Below are 18,248 nucleotides of genomic sequence, written 5' to 3' on the forward strand. Positions count from 1 at the left end.
CCCCAGCCCTGAACTGGGCGCAGCAGCTCCTGCGCGTTAAGCCCCCGCCATTTCAGCAGAATACTGGCGTCCCTATCCAGCTTCTCCGCCGCAGAATAGGCCAGTGCCACCACGTGCTTACAGACCGCGGACTTATCCGGGCAGCTGCAGTACACCCGGTTGACGTGCCCGGGGTGCATCAGCACCGAGGCGACGTCCATGCCCGGCGCGCCGCCACTTAAGAGGGAGCGGATGTGCGAGCTGTCGGAGAGCATCTCGTGGTACACGAAATCCCGCTGGCGGTCCGTGAGCCTCCGCAGGTGAATGGACGTTTCAAAAGGCTCCAGCTGCGAGCCGTGGATCAGCCCTGCAACCACATTCTCCGCGAACTCAACGCTCAGCACTTTGCCGCCGCGGAAGTATTCGCGGCCGCGCGCCAGCCTGCCGGAGTCTGTGGACCTGGAAATAGACTCCATCAGTTGCGAGCTGGCCCAGCTGTCCTCTCCACGGATGTGGGTGCCGTGCTGATCCCGCAGGCGGTCCATTTCTTGGCGTCGCTTGGCTCCAAAGTCAGCGAGCACCACGTTGTCGCCCCAGGTCGCATCCGTGCGCGTGCGCTTCTTCGGTTGCTTGCTAACCATCGTTTTCCTCCAGCTGAGTGGACTCGCGCAGCTGCAGCAGCTCGCTCAGCTCCTCATCGTCGAGGTTGGCGATCCACCCCTCGCCTGCGCCGACGATATCTCCTGCCAACTCCCGCTTGCTCATGATGATGTCGTGGATTCTCTCGTCGATGGTGCCCTGCACCACCAGCTTATAAACCTCCACGGACTTGTTTTGGCCGATCCGATAGGCCCGGTCCGTGGCCTGGTCCTCCACTGCCGGATTCCACCAGCGGTCGATGTGGATCACCACCGAGGCTTCCGTCAGGGTGATGCCGGTGCCGCCAGCCCGTACTGAGAGGATCATGATCGGCGGCCCATCGGCGCTCTGGAATTCGCGGACCATCTGCGTGCGCTTCGCACGCGACAGCCCGCCGTGTAGCACGGGAACCTCCACACCGAAAGTGCTCTGCAACTCCGGCGCCAGCATCTTGCCGAACGTCGGGAACTGCGTGAACATCAGCACCTTCTTGCCCTGCTCCAGCGCCTGGCCGGTGATCTCGAAGATGCGCTCAACCTTTGCCGAACGATGCTTGCCATCGGCCAGGATGCCGGAGCCGTCGCCCGCGAAGTGCGCCGGGTGGTTACAGATCTGCTTGATCTTCACCAGCGCCCCCAGGATGTTGGCCCTCCGCTTGCCACCGGGGAGCTGCAGGCGCATCTCCATGTCCTTAATAAAGGACTCGTACAGCGCCGCCTGCTCCCGGGACAATGGCACGCGCTCCACGATGTCCTGCTTCTCCGGCAAGTCCAGCCCAATCGCAGCGTCGTCCTTCAAGCGGCGCAGGATAAAGGGCTGCACCAGCCCGCGCAGGCGCCGTTTCGCCTCCTCGTCCCCATAGCGCTCAATGGGAATGGCCAGGCGGTTTTGGAAGGCTGCGGCGGAGCCGAAGATTCCGGGGTTAGCAAAGTCCATAATCGCGTACAGATCACTCAGCCGGTTTTCCACCGGAGTGCCCGTCAGTGCAATGTGGGTCTCTGCATTCAGCGAGCGCACCGCCCGGGACTGCTTCGTCGCCGGGTTCTTGATGGCCTGCGCCTCGTCGGCCACCACTCGGCCCCACTGAACCTGCTGGTAGCGCGCAGTATTCCTGGCCACGCGCCCGTAGGTTGTCACCACCAGATCCGGCTTCTTTTGCTTGCCCTCCAGCCCCTGGGACGTGGCGTCACCAAACTCCTTATCGGTGAGCAACCCCGAACCGTGATCAACCAAGACCTCCAGGCTCGGCACGTGCAGCGCGGCTTCGGCCCGCCAGGCTTCCACGACGGTGGTGGGAGCAACCACCAGTGTGGGGCCGGCGCAATCGTCGACCTCACGCTCCCAGGCCAACAGAGCGAGCACCTGCAGGGTCTTGCCCAGCCCCATATCGTCGGCCAGGATCGCGCCAATACGGTGACGGTGCATCCAGGCCAGCCAGCTTAAACCGCGGCGTTGGTGATCGCGCAGGGCGGTCTGCACCGCGGCGGGAGGCTCTACCGGCTCCGGCGGATCCACCTGCGCCCCGCCATCGAGCAATCGTTCCACCCAGCCGTCGGCCACCACGCGGAATTCGTGGTCTGTATCCACCGTTTCGCTGGCGCTCAACAGGTCGGCTTCCAGGATGTCGCGCACGCTCACGGTGGCTTCCCCCAGCGGCTTGTCCTGCTCCTTGGTCACTTCCGCGAACCACTTGCGGGCGGTCGAGAGGGCCTCCTGATCCAGGTAAACGTACTCGCCGTTGATGCGCACGATCGATTCGGCAGCGTTCAACAGCTCCTGGCGGGTGGCCTCGTCCAGTTCCTCACCGGTTCCGTCGGCACCATCGGCACCGTTAGCCCCTGCTGCGCCGCCGTCGCCCAGGCTGACTTCCCAGGAGAAGTTCATCAGCTGATCCATGCCAAGCTTGCCCGACCCCGGCCCCTGCCCCACCGGGGTGGCCTTAGCCTTTACCCGCGGGCGCACCTTGCCCCACCCACGCGGAATCATCACGCTAAATCCGGCTTCGCGCAGCGCCTCCGCCCCGTGGTCTAGGAAGCTCGCTAGTTCGGTGATGTCCAGGTTCGTTCCCAAGGTTGGCTGTGCGCTCGGCAGTTCTTCTGGACGCCACCATTCCCGCTCCAACCGATTCGAGCCGCTATTTACCCACGTCAGCAGGCTTCGTACGTGCGGATTGAACTCCTGCCACACGTCCTCCACCCTGTAGAGGCTGCGGATAACCTGCTCCCTCAGATCTTCGTTCATGGTGGCTGGGTTCAACGGCTCGAAGGGTCCACCGTTCTGGGAATAGGCAATCTGCAGCCACCAGGTTGGTTCGGAATCGACTTCTTCCACTTCGGAGGGCGTAGACAACAAGAACACCAGCTGCCCCGCCTGCGCTTCGGCCTCCCGCCGCCACTGGCCGAGGCTTACCACGGTGCTGGCTCCGCCCCGCCGGGTTGCCGTGCCCGTCGCCAGGGCCCGCACGAAGTCCGAGGTGAAGTCACTCAGCTCGCGGCGCAGGTGGGTCACGGCGATCCAGTGCGCAAACTCGTCGGCCATGCGATCCACTACGTCTGCGCCACCGTTGCGTGTCAGCACTCCCGGCACGCGCTCACGGAACTGCTGCAGCACGCGCATGTGGTCGCCTGCGGGCGCAAGCGTCCAGCGCGGGAACCACTGATCATCCACTCGCTCCATCCGCACCATCACGCGCCCGGCCCGCACAGCTTCCTCAACAAAAGCGCATAAATTCATAAGGAATTTAAGCTCCGGACCCAGCCCGTCAATCAGCCCACGCTTATCAGTAGCTCCAGTATCGATACTTTTATTCGCATACTCGCATAATTCCCTCATTAGCTCAACAGATTCTTCGGGTGTTAAAGCCACCGCCGGCACCGGTAATTCCTTAACCCTCCCCCGTGGAGTGGACAGCCAGATCCCACCCCTATTGCGCCATGGTCGCGACCCCAGCACATCCATACAAACCGCAGGTAGATCGTCAATTTCCAGCTCGTCGATATCGAGTACCACCCCGTGCCCCTCGACACGCTCTACCCACAACCACAGCCCGCCCGACGTGGGTGCAACAACGTGCATCTGATGCGTGAATCCCATGCTGGAAGTTCTACCACGTACCCCGGACACCCTTCGCAACGTAAACGTCTTCGCTAACGTGGATACCGAGTTGTGCGCGTCACACATACGCGCGCCTTCTGTACTTCGGAGCACAGAGAGCCCGAAAGCTGACGTATAGAACTTATACATTCAACTTGAGGAGATGATGTTTGTGACTGACCAAACATGGTTTGTCATAGCCATGGTGATCTATCTGATCATCATGCTGCTGATTGGACTTTATAGTTTCAACCAGACCGACGAGTATGAGGATTACATGCTCGGCGGACGTAACCTGCACCCCTTTGTCGCCGCATTGTCCGCCGGCGCATCAGACATGTCCGGCTGGCTCCTCATGGGTCTGCCTGGCACGCTCTACTTGCTCGGCTTCTCCGAGATGTGGATGGCCATCGGCCTGCTGATCGGCGCCGCAGTGAACTGGTACATCACTGCCCCGCGCCTGCGCGCCTACACCGAGGTGGCGAATAACTCCATCACGATCCCCTCCTTCCTGGAGAATCGCTTCAACGATCACACGCACTTCCTGCGCATCGCCGCCGGCATCATCATTCTGGTGTTCTTCACCTTCTACGTATCCTCCGGCATGGTTGCAGGTGGCGTTTACTTCGAGTCCACCTTCCAGGGCGACTACCTGACCGGCATGATCATCATCGCCGCCGTTACCGTGGGCTACACCTTCATCGGCGGCTTCCTGGCCGTCTCCTTCACCGACACCGTCCAGGGCTGCATCATGTTCGTCTCCCTGCTGCTGGTGCCGGTCATGGCGCTGCTGCACATGGATGATCCAGGCGCTATCTGGACCTACCAGCTAGAAAACGCATACGGTCTGGGCTCCATCGAGCCGAACCCGAACTGGTTCTCCCTGTTCACCGGCGTTTCCTTCATCACCATCATCTCCAACGCCGCGTGGGGTCTGGGCTACTTTGGTCAGCCGCACATCATCGTGCGCTTCATGGCACTGCGCAGCCCGTCCGATGCCCGCGCAGGTATGCGCTACGGCGTCGGCTGGATGTTCCTGTGCCTGGTCGGCTCTGTCATGGTCGCAGTCATCGGCCCGGCATTCTTCGGCATGGATCCGTCCATCGCCGTCGTTGACCAGGAGAACTTCGAGTCGATCTTCCTGGACATGGGCCGCATCCTGTTCCACCCCCTGATCGCTGGCCTGATCCTGACCGCTGTTCTGGCCGCGATCATGTCCACCATTTCCTCCCAGTTGCTGGTTGTTTCCTCCGCGCTGATTGAGGACATCTACAACGGCCTGATCAACAAGAACGCATCCGATCAGTCCCTCAAGAACCTCTCCCGCATCTCCGTGCTGATTGTCGCTATTTTCGCCGGCGTGATTGCTCTTAACCCGGAGTCCGGCATCCTTGGCCTGGTCGAGTTTGCCTGGGCGGGCTTCGGCGCCTCCTTCGGCCCGGTCATTCTGGCTTCGCTGTACTGGCGCCGCCTCAACGCTCCGGGTGCCGCCGCTGGTCTGGTCACCGGTGCTATCGTCGCCTTCATCTGGGGCGGCCTGCCGCAGTTCGGTGTTATGGACAAGCCGTTCGGCCTGTACGAGATGATCCCGGGCGTGGCTCTGAACGTCATCGTCATGGTCGCCGTTACCCTGATGACCAAGGCTCCGTCCAAGGAGATCACCGATACCTTCGACAAGGCAACCGAGCTTTCCAAGATCGCCATCAAGAAGGACATCGACTTCGAGGAAGCCGCAGAGGTAACCGCCAAGTAGCTCACCCGCTTTTCTTGAGCGAACCTTTCTAGCGCCGCTGCAGTCTAAGACTGCATGCGGCGCTTTTCCCTGTCTCACCCCTTCCGCCTCTATTGCCTGTTCCTGGTTGTTGTGGTCTGTGTCGTTTTTTGGGTGACGACGCCACATCGTCACCACCCGCAGGATCAAGCAACGGTTAGGGAGTACCTGCAACGCATTCACCAGATCCCCGCCCGTCCACGGGTACTGGGATACTCCCGCGCCCGATTCGGCGACGGGTGGGGAATGCAGGTTACAGAGTTCGGCGTCTGCGATACCCGGCACTTGCTGCTGGTGCAGACCTTCGGGGGTTCTGCCGGTGGATGTGCCAGCAACGACGGAGGCGGAACCCTGGGGAAACAAGGGGGCGTCGATCCCTATACGCATCACCCCATGGACCGCCACGGGGTGGACATAGACCACATCGTCCCGCTGGCGGCCGCGTGGGACTTAGGGGCTTATGCGTGGCCGGAAGAGCAGCGGCGGGCATTTGCAAACGACGTACAGCGAAATCTGCTGGTGACGGCATCCGAGGTGAACCGTGAGAAATCCGATTCCACCTTGAGCGAATGGCTGCCCCCGGTGGAACGCTGTGGCTACTGCGCGCGCTTCTTGCGGGTAGTCGGCGACTATGAATTGGCGCTTTCGGCAGCGGATGTGCAGGCGGCTCGGGAAGCCTGCGATCTATAGGGCGCGCGGCTTTTAAAGGTGACAAAGCCCCTGTTCATCTGTGAGGATAGAGGACATGTCTACTTTTATTGTTGCGCTTCACGTCCTGGCGGCGATCCTGCTGATCGGCCCCGTTGCTATCGCTTCTTCCATGTACGCTCCCCAGTTCCGCAAGGCACAGTCCGGTGACCCATCTGCTGTCGGTGCCCTGCGACTGGTGCACCGCATTACCCGCTCTTATGGCTTCATCTCCCTGCTGGTGCCGGTGCTGGGCCTCATCGCATTCTTCGTCGTAGACGGCGCAATGAAGAACACCGCGCTGCACTTCGCCCTGCTGCTGGCCATCGCTGCTTGGGGAGTGCTGATTGCCCTGGTTATCCCCCGTCAGCGCCAGGGTCTGGTTGCACTGAACGCTGTCGAGGCCGGTGACGCTCCGGCTTCCGAGGCAGAGGCTGCCAAGGCCGCAGACGCCGACGTTTCCAAGATTCCGGGCCAGGCGGCGATGTTCGCGGGCATCTTCAACCTGCTGTGGCTGGTCACGGCGATCCTGATGTTCGTCTAAGCCCCTTCAGCTTTTAAAGCTTTAATTAGAACCCGCGGATAAGATCGCGGGTACACGAAAAACGCACCCCACCCGGGGTGCGTTTTTATTTGATAGCCGCTGATATGGGTGCTTCAGCCTCAGCGGGCAAAGAGCCGATGTCGTTAGATCGAGAATACGTAAATGAACGACAGTCCCATTAACAAGAACGCGCAGTTCAGAGCGCTACAGAATTATTCTGTTCCTCGACCGAGCGTCCGTATTCTCGTTCTAACGACATTTGACCGCTTAGGGTCTAGCGGCGACCTCCACGGTGCCCGCGGTCAGACTTGAAACCGCGTCCGCCACGATCATCTCGGCGGTTGCGACCGCCACGGCCACCGTGACCGCCGCGTCCGCCACGATCATCGCGCTCGTCGAAACGGTTGCGTCCGCCGCGTCCGCCACGTCCACCACGATCCCCGCGCTCATTGCGGTGCTGGCGCTTGTGGCTGCCCGGACGACCAGCCGGAGCACCCGGATCCGGCTCAATGTTGATCAGCTGACCAGAAACGCGGGTCTGATCCAGCGCGTGGAAGACTTCCATCGGCAAATCCGCCGGCAGCTCCACCAGGGAATGCTCCGCGAAGATGCTGATGCGACCGAAGTCTCGGGAGTTCATACCACCCTCGTTGGCCAGGGCACCGACGATGGCACCCGGGCGCACGCGCTGGCGGTGGCCCACCGACAGGCGGTACACGGCCAGCTCCTTGCCGTTGCGATCCGTGATGCGCGGAGCTTCCTTATTGAAACGCTCGTCGAAGGGCTTGTACGCTCCGCCGCCGCTGCGGTTGTCGTCGCCATAGCGATCCCGGCGGCGCGGACGCTCCTCCTTCGGCTTCTCCTTCATCAGGAAGTCTTCGCCAGCTTGCAGCTGGGTAGCCAGGGCTGCCGCAATGTCCGACAGCTCGACCTCGTTGGACTCCGCGTACTCCTTCACCAGGTCGCGGAAGATACCGATCTGCGGGTCCGCCAGGGACTCCGTCAGGCTGTCGCGGAACTTCTCCTTGCGAGCCTCGTTCACTGCGTCCACCGTCGGCAGCTCAATCTCATTCAACCGAGACTTGGTTGCCCTTTCGATAGCCTTCAGCAGGCGGCGTTCACGGGGCGTCACAAACAAAATGGCGCGCCCCTTACGACCTGCACGGCCCGTGCGGCCAATGCGGTGCACATAGGACTCGGTATCGTGCGGAATGTCGTAGTTGAACACGTGGGTGATGCGGTCGACATCCAGGCCACGGGCAGCCACGTCGGTGGCCACAAGGATGTCCAGGCGGCCATCCTTCAGCTGATCCACGGTGCGCTCACGCAAGTTTTGCGGAATATCGCCGTTAATGGCGGCCGCATTGAAGCCGCGGGCGCGCAGTCGCTCCGCCAGCTCCTCGGTCTCGTTCTTCGTGCGCACGAACATGATCATGGCCTCGAACTCAGTGACCTCGAGGATGCGAGTCAGCGCGTCCAGCTTGTCGCGGTGGCTGACCAGCAGGTAATCCTGTTCGATGTTTTCACTGGTCCGCTGGGTGGCCTTAACCGTAATTTCCTGCGGATCGTTCAGGTACTGCTTCGACAGGCGACGAATACCGGAAGGCATCGTCGCAGAGAACAGGGCAACCTGCTTCTCGCTGGGGGTGTCTTCCAGGATGCGCTCGACATCCTCCTGGAAGCCCATGTTCAGCATCTCGTCGGCCTCGTCGAGCACCATGAAGCGCAGCTCGGAAATATCCAGGCTGCCCTTCTCTAGGTGATCGATCACACGGCCGGGCGTACCAACCACAATGTGGGCACCTCGGCGCAGGCCGGACAGCTGCACGCCGTAGGCCTGGCCGCCGTAGATCGGCAGCACGTGGATGCCGCCCAGGTGCTCGGAGAAAGATTGGAAGCTCTCGGCAACCTGCAGCGCAAGCTCGCGCGTCGGTGCCAATACGAGGGCTTGGGGGTGACGCTTCGACACGTCAATACGCGACAGAATCGGCAACGCAAATGCGGCCGTCTTACCGGTACCGGTCTGTGCGAGGCCGACCACGTCGTGGCCTTCCATGAGCACCGGAATGGTTTCTGCCTGGATCGGAGAAGGTACTTCGAAGCCGACCTTCTTGACTGCAGCTAGTACGTTTTCGGGCAATCCCAGCCCGTCGAAAGAGGGCTGCTGCTCTTCTTTACCCTGCTCTTCGCTTTGCTTATTGTCGTTTTCTGGAACTTTCGCTTCGGCGTTCTCAGACTCCACTGCCTCATTAGTCACATCTTGTGGCTCGTGCTTTTCCACGGCAGAATCCTGGGAAGAATTCTCCGTGAGGCCACCCTGCAGTTCATTCTGAGATACCGACTCGTCATTAACCGGCTGGTTCACGTCGCCGGTGACGTTTTCAGTATCACTCATCGTTGTCCAAGCCTACGCTGCCTTGACCGATAAAGCGATTCACGAAAATACCCCGGAAAATACCCCAGGGTTCAGCTGCCCGTAACGCAAGCTGCAGCTCAGGCTACAGCTCAGGCTAAAGCTCAAGCTGGGCGATCACGTGATTTGCCGCCCGCTGCCCGCTGCGGAGCACACCATCGATACTCGGCGTTGCGTGCTGGGCACCGGCCAAGGCGATGCGACCGCCTTGGAGTTCCCGCTCCCCCATTTCCTTGCCAATACGTTGCAGGCTTTGCGGGAGGATGAGCGGGATGGCGTCAATAAACTTCTGTTCCTTAACCAGCTCCCAACCGGAGGAATCTACGCCGAACAGCGACCCCAGACCGCGCTGCACCTCAGCCACCGACGGCCCGTCAGCTGGGTTAGAACCGCGCGGGTGCACGTGGTTAGCGGCCACCAGGTGCTTGCCAGGCGCATAGCTGGGGGCGGCGGCGGTAACCTCCGTGGCAGACGTAATGGGGGTTTTGCGGGTGCCATCCACGGTTAGCAGGCCTTCGTCCATCACCGGCTCGTCGGAGACAAACCACCAGGAAGAAACGCTGGTCGTGGGCACTTCCGGTGAGCCCAGCAGCTCGGATTCCCGCCGCGGATCGACGGCTACGATGACGTGTGAGAAATGTTCGGTTTCCGCCTCGTTGACCGTCACTCGTACCCCGTCGCCATCCTCCTCGATGGCGGTCACGAGCGAGTTCAGATGGAACTCGACCCCCGGTACGCGAGCGAGCGCCGCCGAGAGTTCGCCCATACCGTTTTCCAGCACAGCTAGGTTGCCGCGCAGCATCGTGGCGACCATCCACTTGGCGAAAATCGCGGAAGACTCGCTTTCAACGTCGAACAGGAATGCGCGCAACAACGGGTCGATCGCCACGGCGCGAGTGCGTCGGTGCACACCCCGCTGGTCCAGCGATTCGCAGGTCTTCACGTCCTCGTCGATGTGTTTCTGCTTGATGCTGCGCAGTTCCAGGCTAGAGCGGTGGGATAGCTCGGACTTTAGCCAGCGCCGTAGGGCTAGAAGGTCCCGGAAGGATAGAGCACTGCGCGCCTTTGACCGCATGAGGTTGGGAATCAGGTGTGGGGCACGGATCGGGTCGCAGATCAGCGCCAACCCGTCGTCTGTAAGCGTTTGGATCGCGGGCTGGAAGTAGCGGATCCCCAGCGCGGCGTACTCCCCTGGCTGCAGGATTTCTTTCACCGCCGGGTACCAGGAGTTGAAGGTCTGCAGTCCGTTGTCGATGGTCACACCGTCGATCTTTTCGCTGCGCACGCGCCCACCCAGGCTGTCGCTGGCTTCAAAAACGATGCAATTCACGTCACTTTTGTGCAGGGTTCGCGCCGCGGCGAGTCCGGCGAGCCCGCCTCCTACGAGGGCCACATTGGCTACGTTATCCGCCATGTCGCTGCTCCCTCACCTGTCTTTTCTCGCATGCTGTTTCTGCCTGCGCTCGCGCACCTGCTGCGCCCATGCTATCGCACTGATCAGTAGCTTCGGTTGCTCGCAACACCTTCCCTTATTCGATTGTGTGTTCTATTCTGTTTCTTAGTGACGCCACCTTGTCCACCCCATTGCCTACTCTGCATCCCTGAACGCAGACCACTGCTGGCAAGTCTCCACAGCGGATGGCCGGCACAGCTAATCAACACAAGTAAGGAAGTGAGCCACCATGAAGTCCCGCATCACCACTCGGCGAGCAACGGTTCCCCGCCCAATCGCTGGGCGTCCGGCACCCCGGCGCACGGACGCTACCCCGCCTTCTCTGCGGAGTTTCGCTTTGAGCGAGCCCCACCGTGCGGCGGCAGAGGCCCGCGCCATGTTGCGCCACCCGCGAAGCCTGATCCGCATTACCCCCGGTTGGCAAGCACCTCGCTTCGTTGTGGAGGCCGGCGACTCCACGGCAATGGTGCATGTCTCACGGCGGCGCATGACCCCACTGCTGTGGCGCCGACTCAGTGGGCAGCAGGCACCCGAGGAGCAGGACTTGTTCCTGGTCACGGTGTCGGTGGAGTGTCCACAGTGGATGCGCAACGAGTCCGCCCGCTTACTGGAGTTAATTCTCGGCCAGGCGTGGACTGTGCGGGAAGATCCGCAGGAATTCCGGGATCGCAATCATCAGGCTCAAGTCAGCCTGACGTGGCATGCACTCATGACGCAGGAGGATCTGCAAGTCGGCAAGGCGCCGGCTCCGCGTGCCGCGTGAGCTAGTCCTCGTCCTCTGCTGCGTCCCCGTCCTCGTCGTCAAACTCTTCGTCGTCAAATTCTCCGTCGTAGTAGTCGAACTCGTCCTCCAAGGGAACCAACAGCTCTTCCCACTCGGTGGCCTGCACCTGTGCAACCGCCAGGGCGTCAAAGAGCTGATCGAAGTCCGTGAAGGTGCCCAGTTCCAGAACCTCCTGGGTCATCTCGGCGGCATCTTCAAGGACATTCTGATACATCACTTCGCGTTCGAAGTCGCTTAGGCTCTCGTCGCTATCCAGCTCGGCCTCAGCCTGTGCCACCAGCTCGTCGTACTCCTCGCCGAAGGTTACAAAGGTCACGGTCGCTTCCGGCTCGTCAGTTCCGGAGCCCAGCATCACGGTGATCAGGGAGCCATTGCCCACCTCTGCGCGCACCAACATCGGCTCAATCAGATCCTGCTCAAACTCCAGGTCGGAGATCCTATCGTCAGTGCCTTCCAGCAGATCGTGCAACACGGTAATGCACTGGTCAGTCGCAATGTACTGCGCCACCACCGCAACGGCGGCCTCTACGGAGAACACCACGCCGACCAGGGTGTCCTCGAACTCCTCAATGCCTGCAACCTCGTCGAGCTCCCCCTTGGCCATGAACACATTCGCCGAGTTGATCCCTGCCGTGGTGCTCGTCTGCTCGATCTGCTGAAAATGAATCTCCAGCTCCGGCGCGATCGGTACAAACAACATGTCGTCGTTTACTCGCGACTCAATACCCTCAGCATCCAGCGCCTGAGCAATGTCCTCGTAGAAACCCACAGCCAACGTCTCCCTAGTATTTCCTAGTGTTTTATGAGGTGTTTCAGTCCGAAGCGAACGTGCATTCCGAGACTTGAGCACCATATTAACCCGATCCCGAACACCGCGTCTCCATGCAAAACCAATCGGGTGGCTAACCCCCTCATGAACTCACTTTGAACTCACCGTGAGCCCTCCGCGCCCCACCGTGAACCCACCGCACCCCTGCCGTGTCAGCCGCCCCCCCGTGCCCGCACTAGCGGCCGGGCCTGGGCATCGCCACGGAGCTCTCGTCACCTTCCCAACCGCCCATGTCGAACTTTTCCCACACTCGGCGAAACTCCGCGCGAGGGTCTTCTTCCAGCCTGAGCTCCCGCTCGAACACCTGCGTCGCCCGGTTTCCCAGCGTATACGGCTCCCAGCCCGGGTCTGCACCCCAGATAAACCTCTTCCAAGCCTGTTGCATGTGCTCGGAGACCGCGGCCATCTCCCCTCCCAGAACGAAGCTGGCTTTCGAGGACTTGGCGTCACCAAAAAGAGCCGACAGCTCCATCGAGTGCATCGCACCCACCCCGAGCCGCCGCAACATCGCGGGTGCATAGTCGAAGCGATACATCCATACGGGTGCCCCGGCCGCCTGGTGCAGCTCGGCGAGCCGGATGGACTGCGCCCAGAACACGGCGTCGGCAAGCATCTGGGCGAATACCCCGCGGCGCCCAATATCCCCATATGCGCTCTCGATCTGCTCAGCTAGCACCGGGTCGTGGGCGCGTAGCATCGTCCGAGCTGCCCTTATCCGCGCATTCTTAGAGAAGAAGAGCATCTGTGCAGCCGATAGCTCATCGTTGTTTGTCCCAATGAGTAACGGGATCCGCTGGTGTTCGGTGCGCTCGAAGACTCCCAAGGGGTGGTCGGCAACCAGTTCGCCGTCGATGGCGATGCCAAATGCCATATTCATCTCCCGCAGTCCGCCGCCCCGCCACAGCATCTGCTGCCCGGCGCGCACCACGTCGGCGAAAGGCAAGGCACGCAGCTCGGCGATGGACGTTGTGCGCGGAACCAGTCCGGAATACTGCGTGAGCTTGCGCGCCCAGAGGTTCGACTGCACGTTGGTGTGCACGCTCATCACGGGCGCCGACTGCAGAATCACCCGGTGAAACAAACCTCGCGCTGCGGGAATGGTCATCAGAGCGGCAGCGGAAGTCCCGCCTGCGGATTCGCCCATCAGCACCACATTGTCCGGGTCGCCTCCGAAGGCCGCGATGTTCTTCCGCACCCATTCCAGTGCCAAGAGCTGGTCGCGGGTCGCGGGATTGGGTTCACAGCTCGCTGCGTCGGGGACGTCCAGGGAGCTCAGGTCCACATATCCCAGCGCACCGAGCCGGAAGTTCAGAGCGACGTAAACTACGTCCAATTCTTTGGCGAAATTATGTCCGCGCAGCACTGCGGTGTGGGAAGCCCCGGCGAAGAACCCGCCGCCGTGTAGGAACACCACAACTGGCAACTTGCCGTCCGTGTCTGGCCGGACGATATCCAGGTTCAGGCAGTCCTCATCGCCGATGACTTCGTCTTTCCAGTTGTAGGACGTCTGAGGTGCGACGTTCCCGTACTCTTCCGCCGACCACTCCCCTTGCCAGCGCACCGGGCGTGGGGCTTTCCAGCGTTCCGCGGAGCCAAATGGAATGCCGCGCCATGTCCGCACGCCGTCCACCCGGATTCCGCGGACGACCCCACCCGTGGTCTCTACCCGCACGCCGTCCTGATTCATCATTTCACTATCCTAAGCACTAGCGCCTACCGACAGTCGGGCAAGCGCATCCCCTACCATCGGCGAACTTTTGGCCTACTGTTGGTGCCCATGGGAATTCTCAACTTCGGCAAGTCTGATCAACCGCGCGACGAGGCCACCGCTACCTCTGAGCTCATCCAGCAGGCGCGGCGTGCGCCCTATCCTTCCGGCCCGTTCGCTCGCCGCTTCTTCGAGGCAATCGATCGCACGGTCTCTGTCCAGGAGCCGCTGATCCGGTCCTATGTGACGAAGATCGAGAAGAAGCATGGTGACGCCACGCCCCAGCGCAAACAGGAAATTCTAGACACGCACTTTAAGAACCTGGCCACGGGCTCCGGCGCGGGTACCGGCGGCGTGGCCGCAGTCCCAGGCGTGGGTACGCTGCTCTCCTTGGCGGGTATCGCGGCGGAATCCGCGTTGCTCATTGAGGTTTGTGCGCTCTACGCCCTGGCCTCCGCCGAGTTGAATGGCATCGACATCTCCAAGGAGGAGACTCGCCGTGCGGTGGTGTACCTGGCGATCTCCGGGGCTACGGCCAAGGAGCTGGTGCAGGCACTGGCCGAAGACCGTACCTTTAGCTCGCTGCAGGCCGCCAACCGGCTGCGCGGTGCGCGCAAGCTGCGCAAAGCCGGCTCTGTCGAGCTAAAGCAGGCCAACAACGTCCTGGGGCGCTTCGCATTCCGCCAGGTGCGCAAGAGTTTCGGTGGGGCGATGTTTAAGAAGGTTCTGCCGTTCGGCGTCGGCGCTTATCTGGGGGCGAAGGCCAACCGGAAGATCGCAGAGCGCATGGTCGACAACGTGCACGTCTTCATCCGCGAGGCCGACGAGATCTTCTAGCTCGTCGGGGGTTGTCCGACCCCCGCGTTAGAATCATCGCCGTGTTCAGAGTCATCCGAGAATCCGCCCTGCGCCACCGGTGGCTATTCTCCGCCGTGGCGGTTTTCTCCGTGGTCTTGCCCACTATTGAGCTGCTGTTGCCGCTGCTCGCTGGTGCTTCCGTGGATGGCAGCACGCGCGCGATCGGGTTGCTGGTGGCGGTAGCCTGCGCGCGTTTCGTTACGCAGGCGTTGCGGCGTTTCCTGTCCGGCACGTTCAGCGTGCGCACTCAGCACAGTCTGCGCACTCGGATGTTTGCGGCGATCCAGGCGGTCGACGAGAACGCCGCACGGTCTTTCGGCACCGGCCAGGTGATCTCGCGCACCATTACGGATCTGACGAAGGTGCAGGGCATGGTCGCGATGCTCCCGCTGATGGCTTCCAGCATGCTCGAGCTGGTGCTGATCTTCGCCGTGGTGCTTTGGATTTCCCCACCCATCGCCGGGATTGTTGCGGTGCAGATCCCGTTGCTCTTCGCCGTGGCTTATGCCTCGCGTACGAAACTGTACGGCCCGTCCCTGGCTTCGCAGCGCCAGGCGGCGGTGGTTGCGGAGCAGGTTGAACGCACGGTTTCCGGTGTGCAGGTGATGAAGAGCTTCGCCCAGGAGCCACGCGAGATTGGCCGCTACCGGCGTGAATCGGCCCGGCAGTACGCCATTAACATGCGCGTGGGCAAGCTCAGCGCTATCTTCCAACCGGCCCTTTCCGCCCTGCCGAACGTGGCGCTAGTGGCGGCGATTGCACTCGGCGGCTGGCTGGCCATGCGCGGGGCGATCAGCGTTGGTGACTTCCTGGCGGTTTCCACGTTCATCACCATGCTCACCCGACTTACTCGCATGGCTGCGGGGACGCTCGTCAATGTGCACGTCACCCAACCGTGTGCGGATCGTATTTTCGAGATTATTGACGCCCCGCCGCGCCCCACCGGCACCACTCCTGTGCGCGACCCCATGGGGTTTGTCGGCAGCGTGCCAATCGCCCCGGGACAACCCCCGATTCGGCTGAGCATCGCCCCCTCGAGCACGACGATCGTGGAAGGCCCGGTAGCTTCGGGAAAGACCCGCCTAGCGCACGCCTTGGCCGGCTTGAACACCCAGGATGCGGCGGGCATCCAGGTGGTGAGTGCCGCCGACGGCACACCGATTCCGCTGCTGGAAGTTGAAGAATCCGACCGGCCAGCGCTGGTGATGGACGAGGCGTTCCTCTATTCCGGGACGATCCGGGAGAACATTCTGCTCGGCTACTCGGCCACGGAGGCAGAGGTCTGGGAAGCCGCTCGGCTGGCCTGCGCCGATCGCTTCATCCGTGAGGCGGGCGGGTTGGACACCGTCGTCGGCGAGCGCGGCATCACACTTTCCGGCGGGCAGCGCCAGCGGATCGCCATCGCGCGGGTGCTGCTTCGAGCCCCGCACACGATCATCTTCGACGACGCTACCTCGGCCATCGACCAGGCCACCGAGGCCCAGATTCTGGCTAACCTCCGCACCGCTTTGTCCCGCCCAACGGTGATTTACATCAGCCACCGCGCGGACGGCGGCTTCCGCGATCCGGATCAGACGATTTCCCTGCCTGCGGCGCGGCCGGGGGCTGCAACGGAAGAAATCTCAGCCACGGCCGAAACCTCCACTGCCTCCGACAGCGCTGCCGAACCCGCGAGTTACCCATCCGTAGAACCTAGAATCGCAGATCTTAACGACGGCGGAAGGTTCCGCCTGCGCACCCTGTTTGCCATGGTGCCCGGTCTCATCGCGGCGGTGGTCGTCACGCTATTCCTCTCCTCCGCCGCCGACATCGCCCTGCCCACCTTTATCCGCCACGCCATCGACGGCGGAGTGGCGAACAACGACATGGGGGCTCTGTGGATCACTTGTGGAGCCGCCCTACTCGTAGTGGCACTCTCCTGGGGCGCGCAGATCGCCAACACCGTACTCACCACGCTGACCGGCGAACGGCTGATTTTCACCCTGCGCAACCGGCTGTTCCGGCACATCACGGGGATGGATCTTCTGTGGTTCCACCACCAGTCGAGTGGCAGGATCATGACTCGCCTGACGACAGACATCGACTCTCTGTCCAGCTTCCTGCAGTCTGGACTTTCCCAAACAATCGTGTCCGCCACCCTGGCTTTAGGCATCCTCGGAATGCTTATCGGCACTGATCTCACGCTGGCCGGGATAGTCGCGCTATTCCTGCCAGTCATCGTGGTTGCCACGGTGGCGTTCCGCGTGATTTCCCGCCGCCTTTACACTCGAGCCAGAAGTCAGATCAGCCAGGTCAATGCCACCTTCCAGGAAGCTCTCATGGGACTCCCCACTGGCCAGGCCTTCGGCTATGGCGCTGCACTGCAGACCCGCCTGGACAACGAATCCCGCGAGTACCTCCGCCTGCGCACCCATTCGCAAACGGCGGTGAGCCTGTACTTCCCCGGTATTAACCTGCTCACCCAGCTCGCGCAGGCTGCGATACTCAGTGCAGGTGGGGCCCTCGTTGCCAATGGCCAGACCACGGAGGGCGCGCTGGTGGCATTCAGCCTCTACCTGACGATGATCTTCGGCCCGATCCAACAGCTTTCCCAGGTATTCGATCAGTTCCAGCAAGCTAGCGTCAGCGTCTCCCGGATCCGCGAACTGCTTAACGAACGTCCGGCCGTTACCGCGCCAGCTGACGCAGCGCTGCCCACCTTCATGAAAGGTCCGGCGATTCGGTGTGCGGGCGTCATATATAAATACAGAAACAATAAACACGCCGCGCCGACCCTAGACATCGACCACACTTTCCGCGGCACCACGGCGGTGGTCGGCGCAACGGGCGCGGGCAAGAGCACTTTACTGCGGCTGGTAAACCGGTTCATGGATCCCACGGAAGGGGTAGTACAAGCAAACGGAACGGACATCCGGAGTTTCGACGTGCGCGGATGGCGGCGCTGCATCGGCACCGTTCCGCAGGAGCCACATCTGTTTGCCGGAACCGTGGCCGAGAACATCGCTTACGGCGCGGACGACGCAAGCCACACGGGTCTGGCTAAGGTGCAGGCGGCAGTCGAGCGAATCGGCGGCGAGAGGATCCTGCAGACAATCCCCGGCGGGCTCAGCGCCCACATCTCACCCGGAACGAGCACACTCTCTGCCGGACAGAAGCACATGATCGCGCTGGCAAGGGCGGAATACATCCGACCAGCAATCATGTTGTTGGACGAGGCGACGGCCAACATCAGCGACGACGAAGAGGCGCAGATCGTCGAAGCGATCAACCGTGTAACTCGCAACCGCACCGCGCTCATCGTCGCGCACCGGCTACGCACCGCCGCCCGAGCCGACACAATCGTCGTGATGGATCACGGCCGTATCGTCGAAATAGGCGAACATAACAACCTACTACAAAACGACGGCCCATATGCCGAATTGTGGAATGCCGCACCAAGGCCCACAACGGGTTTGTAGTAGGGTGGAACGACGAGACTTAAAGTCATAAA

At 61.8% G+C, this 18,248-nt stretch carries 12 protein-coding genes; 6 read left to right on the forward strand and 6 right to left on the reverse strand.

The window, feature by feature from the left end:
• Both JQ46_RS03965 and JQ46_RS03970 read right to left on the reverse strand, forming a co-directional pair.
• On the reverse strand, positions 1 to 620 hold a 620-nt coding region (locus JQ46_RS03965; RefSeq protein WP_034985870.1), incomplete at its 3' end, for an SWIM zinc finger family protein.
• Positions 613 to 3,351: a DEAD/DEAH box helicase gene (locus tag JQ46_RS03970; protein ID WP_237744714.1), complete on the reverse strand. Its 2,739-nt coding sequence runs from the start codon at positions 3,349 to 3,351 to the stop codon at positions 613 to 615. The genes JQ46_RS03970 and JQ46_RS03965, both read right to left, overlap by 8 nt.
• 532 nt (positions 3,352 to 3,883) lie before the next feature.
• Between JQ46_RS03970 and putP the strand changes: the two genes are divergently transcribed.
• The 3 genes from putP to JQ46_RS03985 all read left to right on the forward strand — a co-directional run bounded on the left by putP (position 3,884) and on the right by JQ46_RS03985 (position 6,713).
• A complete protein-coding gene (gene putP, locus JQ46_RS03975; RefSeq protein WP_034985872.1) occupies positions 3,884 to 5,464 on the forward strand; it encodes a sodium/proline symporter PutP in 1,581 nt (526 codons plus the stop codon).
• A gap of 132 nt (positions 5,465 to 5,596) precedes the next feature.
• On the forward strand, positions 5,597 to 6,172 hold the full coding sequence (locus JQ46_RS03980) for an HNH endonuclease family protein (RefSeq protein WP_237744715.1): 576 nt from the start codon (positions 5,597 to 5,599) through the stop codon (positions 6,170 to 6,172).
• 55 nt (positions 6,173 to 6,227) lie between these two features.
• Positions 6,228 to 6,713: a hypothetical protein gene (locus tag JQ46_RS03985; RefSeq protein ID WP_034985635.1), complete on the forward strand. Its 486-nt coding sequence runs from the start codon at positions 6,228 to 6,230 to the stop codon at positions 6,711 to 6,713.
• 274 nt (positions 6,714 to 6,987) lie between these two features.
• On the opposite strand, the gene JQ46_RS03990 is transcribed toward JQ46_RS03985, so the two are convergent.
• On the reverse strand, positions 6,988 to 9,108 hold the full coding sequence (locus JQ46_RS03990; protein WP_034985637.1) for a DEAD/DEAH box helicase: 2,121 nt from the start codon (positions 9,106 to 9,108) through the stop codon (positions 6,988 to 6,990).
• 115 nt (positions 9,109 to 9,223) lie between these two features.
• Entirely contained in the window at positions 9,224 to 10,540 is a 1,317-nt protein-coding gene (locus tag JQ46_RS03995; RefSeq protein ID WP_034985640.1) for an NAD(P)/FAD-dependent oxidoreductase, read from the reverse strand.
• A 268-nt stretch (positions 10,541 to 10,808) separates the two neighbouring features.
• On the opposite strand from JQ46_RS03995, the gene JQ46_RS04000 reads away from it, so the two are divergent.
• Positions 10,809 to 11,342 carry a hypothetical protein gene (locus JQ46_RS04000; RefSeq protein ID WP_034985642.1) on the forward strand — a complete coding sequence of 178 codons (534 nt, stop codon included), beginning with the start codon at positions 10,809 to 10,811 and terminating at the stop codon, positions 11,340 to 11,342.
• A gap of 1 nt (position 11,343) precedes the next feature.
• Here the strand turns inward: JQ46_RS04000 and JQ46_RS04005 are convergent, their stop codons facing one another.
• Positions 11,344 to 12,132 (reverse strand): hypothetical protein, encoded by a 789-nt coding sequence (locus JQ46_RS04005; protein WP_034985874.1) that lies wholly within the window; start codon positions 12,130 to 12,132, stop codon positions 11,344 to 11,346.
• Between the two features lie 235 nt (positions 12,133 to 12,367).
• Complete coding sequence (locus JQ46_RS04010; protein ID WP_034985644.1) at positions 12,368 to 13,882, reverse strand: carboxylesterase/lipase family protein; 1,515 nt, start codon at positions 13,880 to 13,882, stop codon at positions 12,368 to 12,370.
• An 87-nt stretch (positions 13,883 to 13,969) separates the two neighbouring features.
• Here JQ46_RS04010 and JQ46_RS04015 point away from each other — a divergent pair, with 87 nt between their 5' ends.
• Positions 13,970 to 14,737 (forward strand): hypothetical protein, encoded by a 768-nt coding sequence (locus JQ46_RS04015; RefSeq protein ID WP_237744716.1) that lies wholly within the window; start codon positions 13,970 to 13,972, stop codon positions 14,735 to 14,737.
• Between the two features lie 41 nt (positions 14,738 to 14,778).
• The gene (locus JQ46_RS04020; protein ID WP_237744717.1) at positions 14,779 to 18,216 is read left to right on the forward strand and encodes an ABC transporter ATP-binding protein; all 3,438 of its coding nucleotides are present in this window, start codon (positions 14,779 to 14,781) and stop codon (positions 18,214 to 18,216) included.
• Positions 18,217 to 18,248: the final 32 nt, after the last annotated feature.

The organism is Corynebacterium jeikeium (genome assembly GCF_000738175.1).
In the GTDB taxonomy this organism is placed as follows: domain Bacteria; phylum Actinomycetota; class Actinomycetes; order Mycobacteriales; family Mycobacteriaceae; genus Corynebacterium; species Corynebacterium jeikeium_C.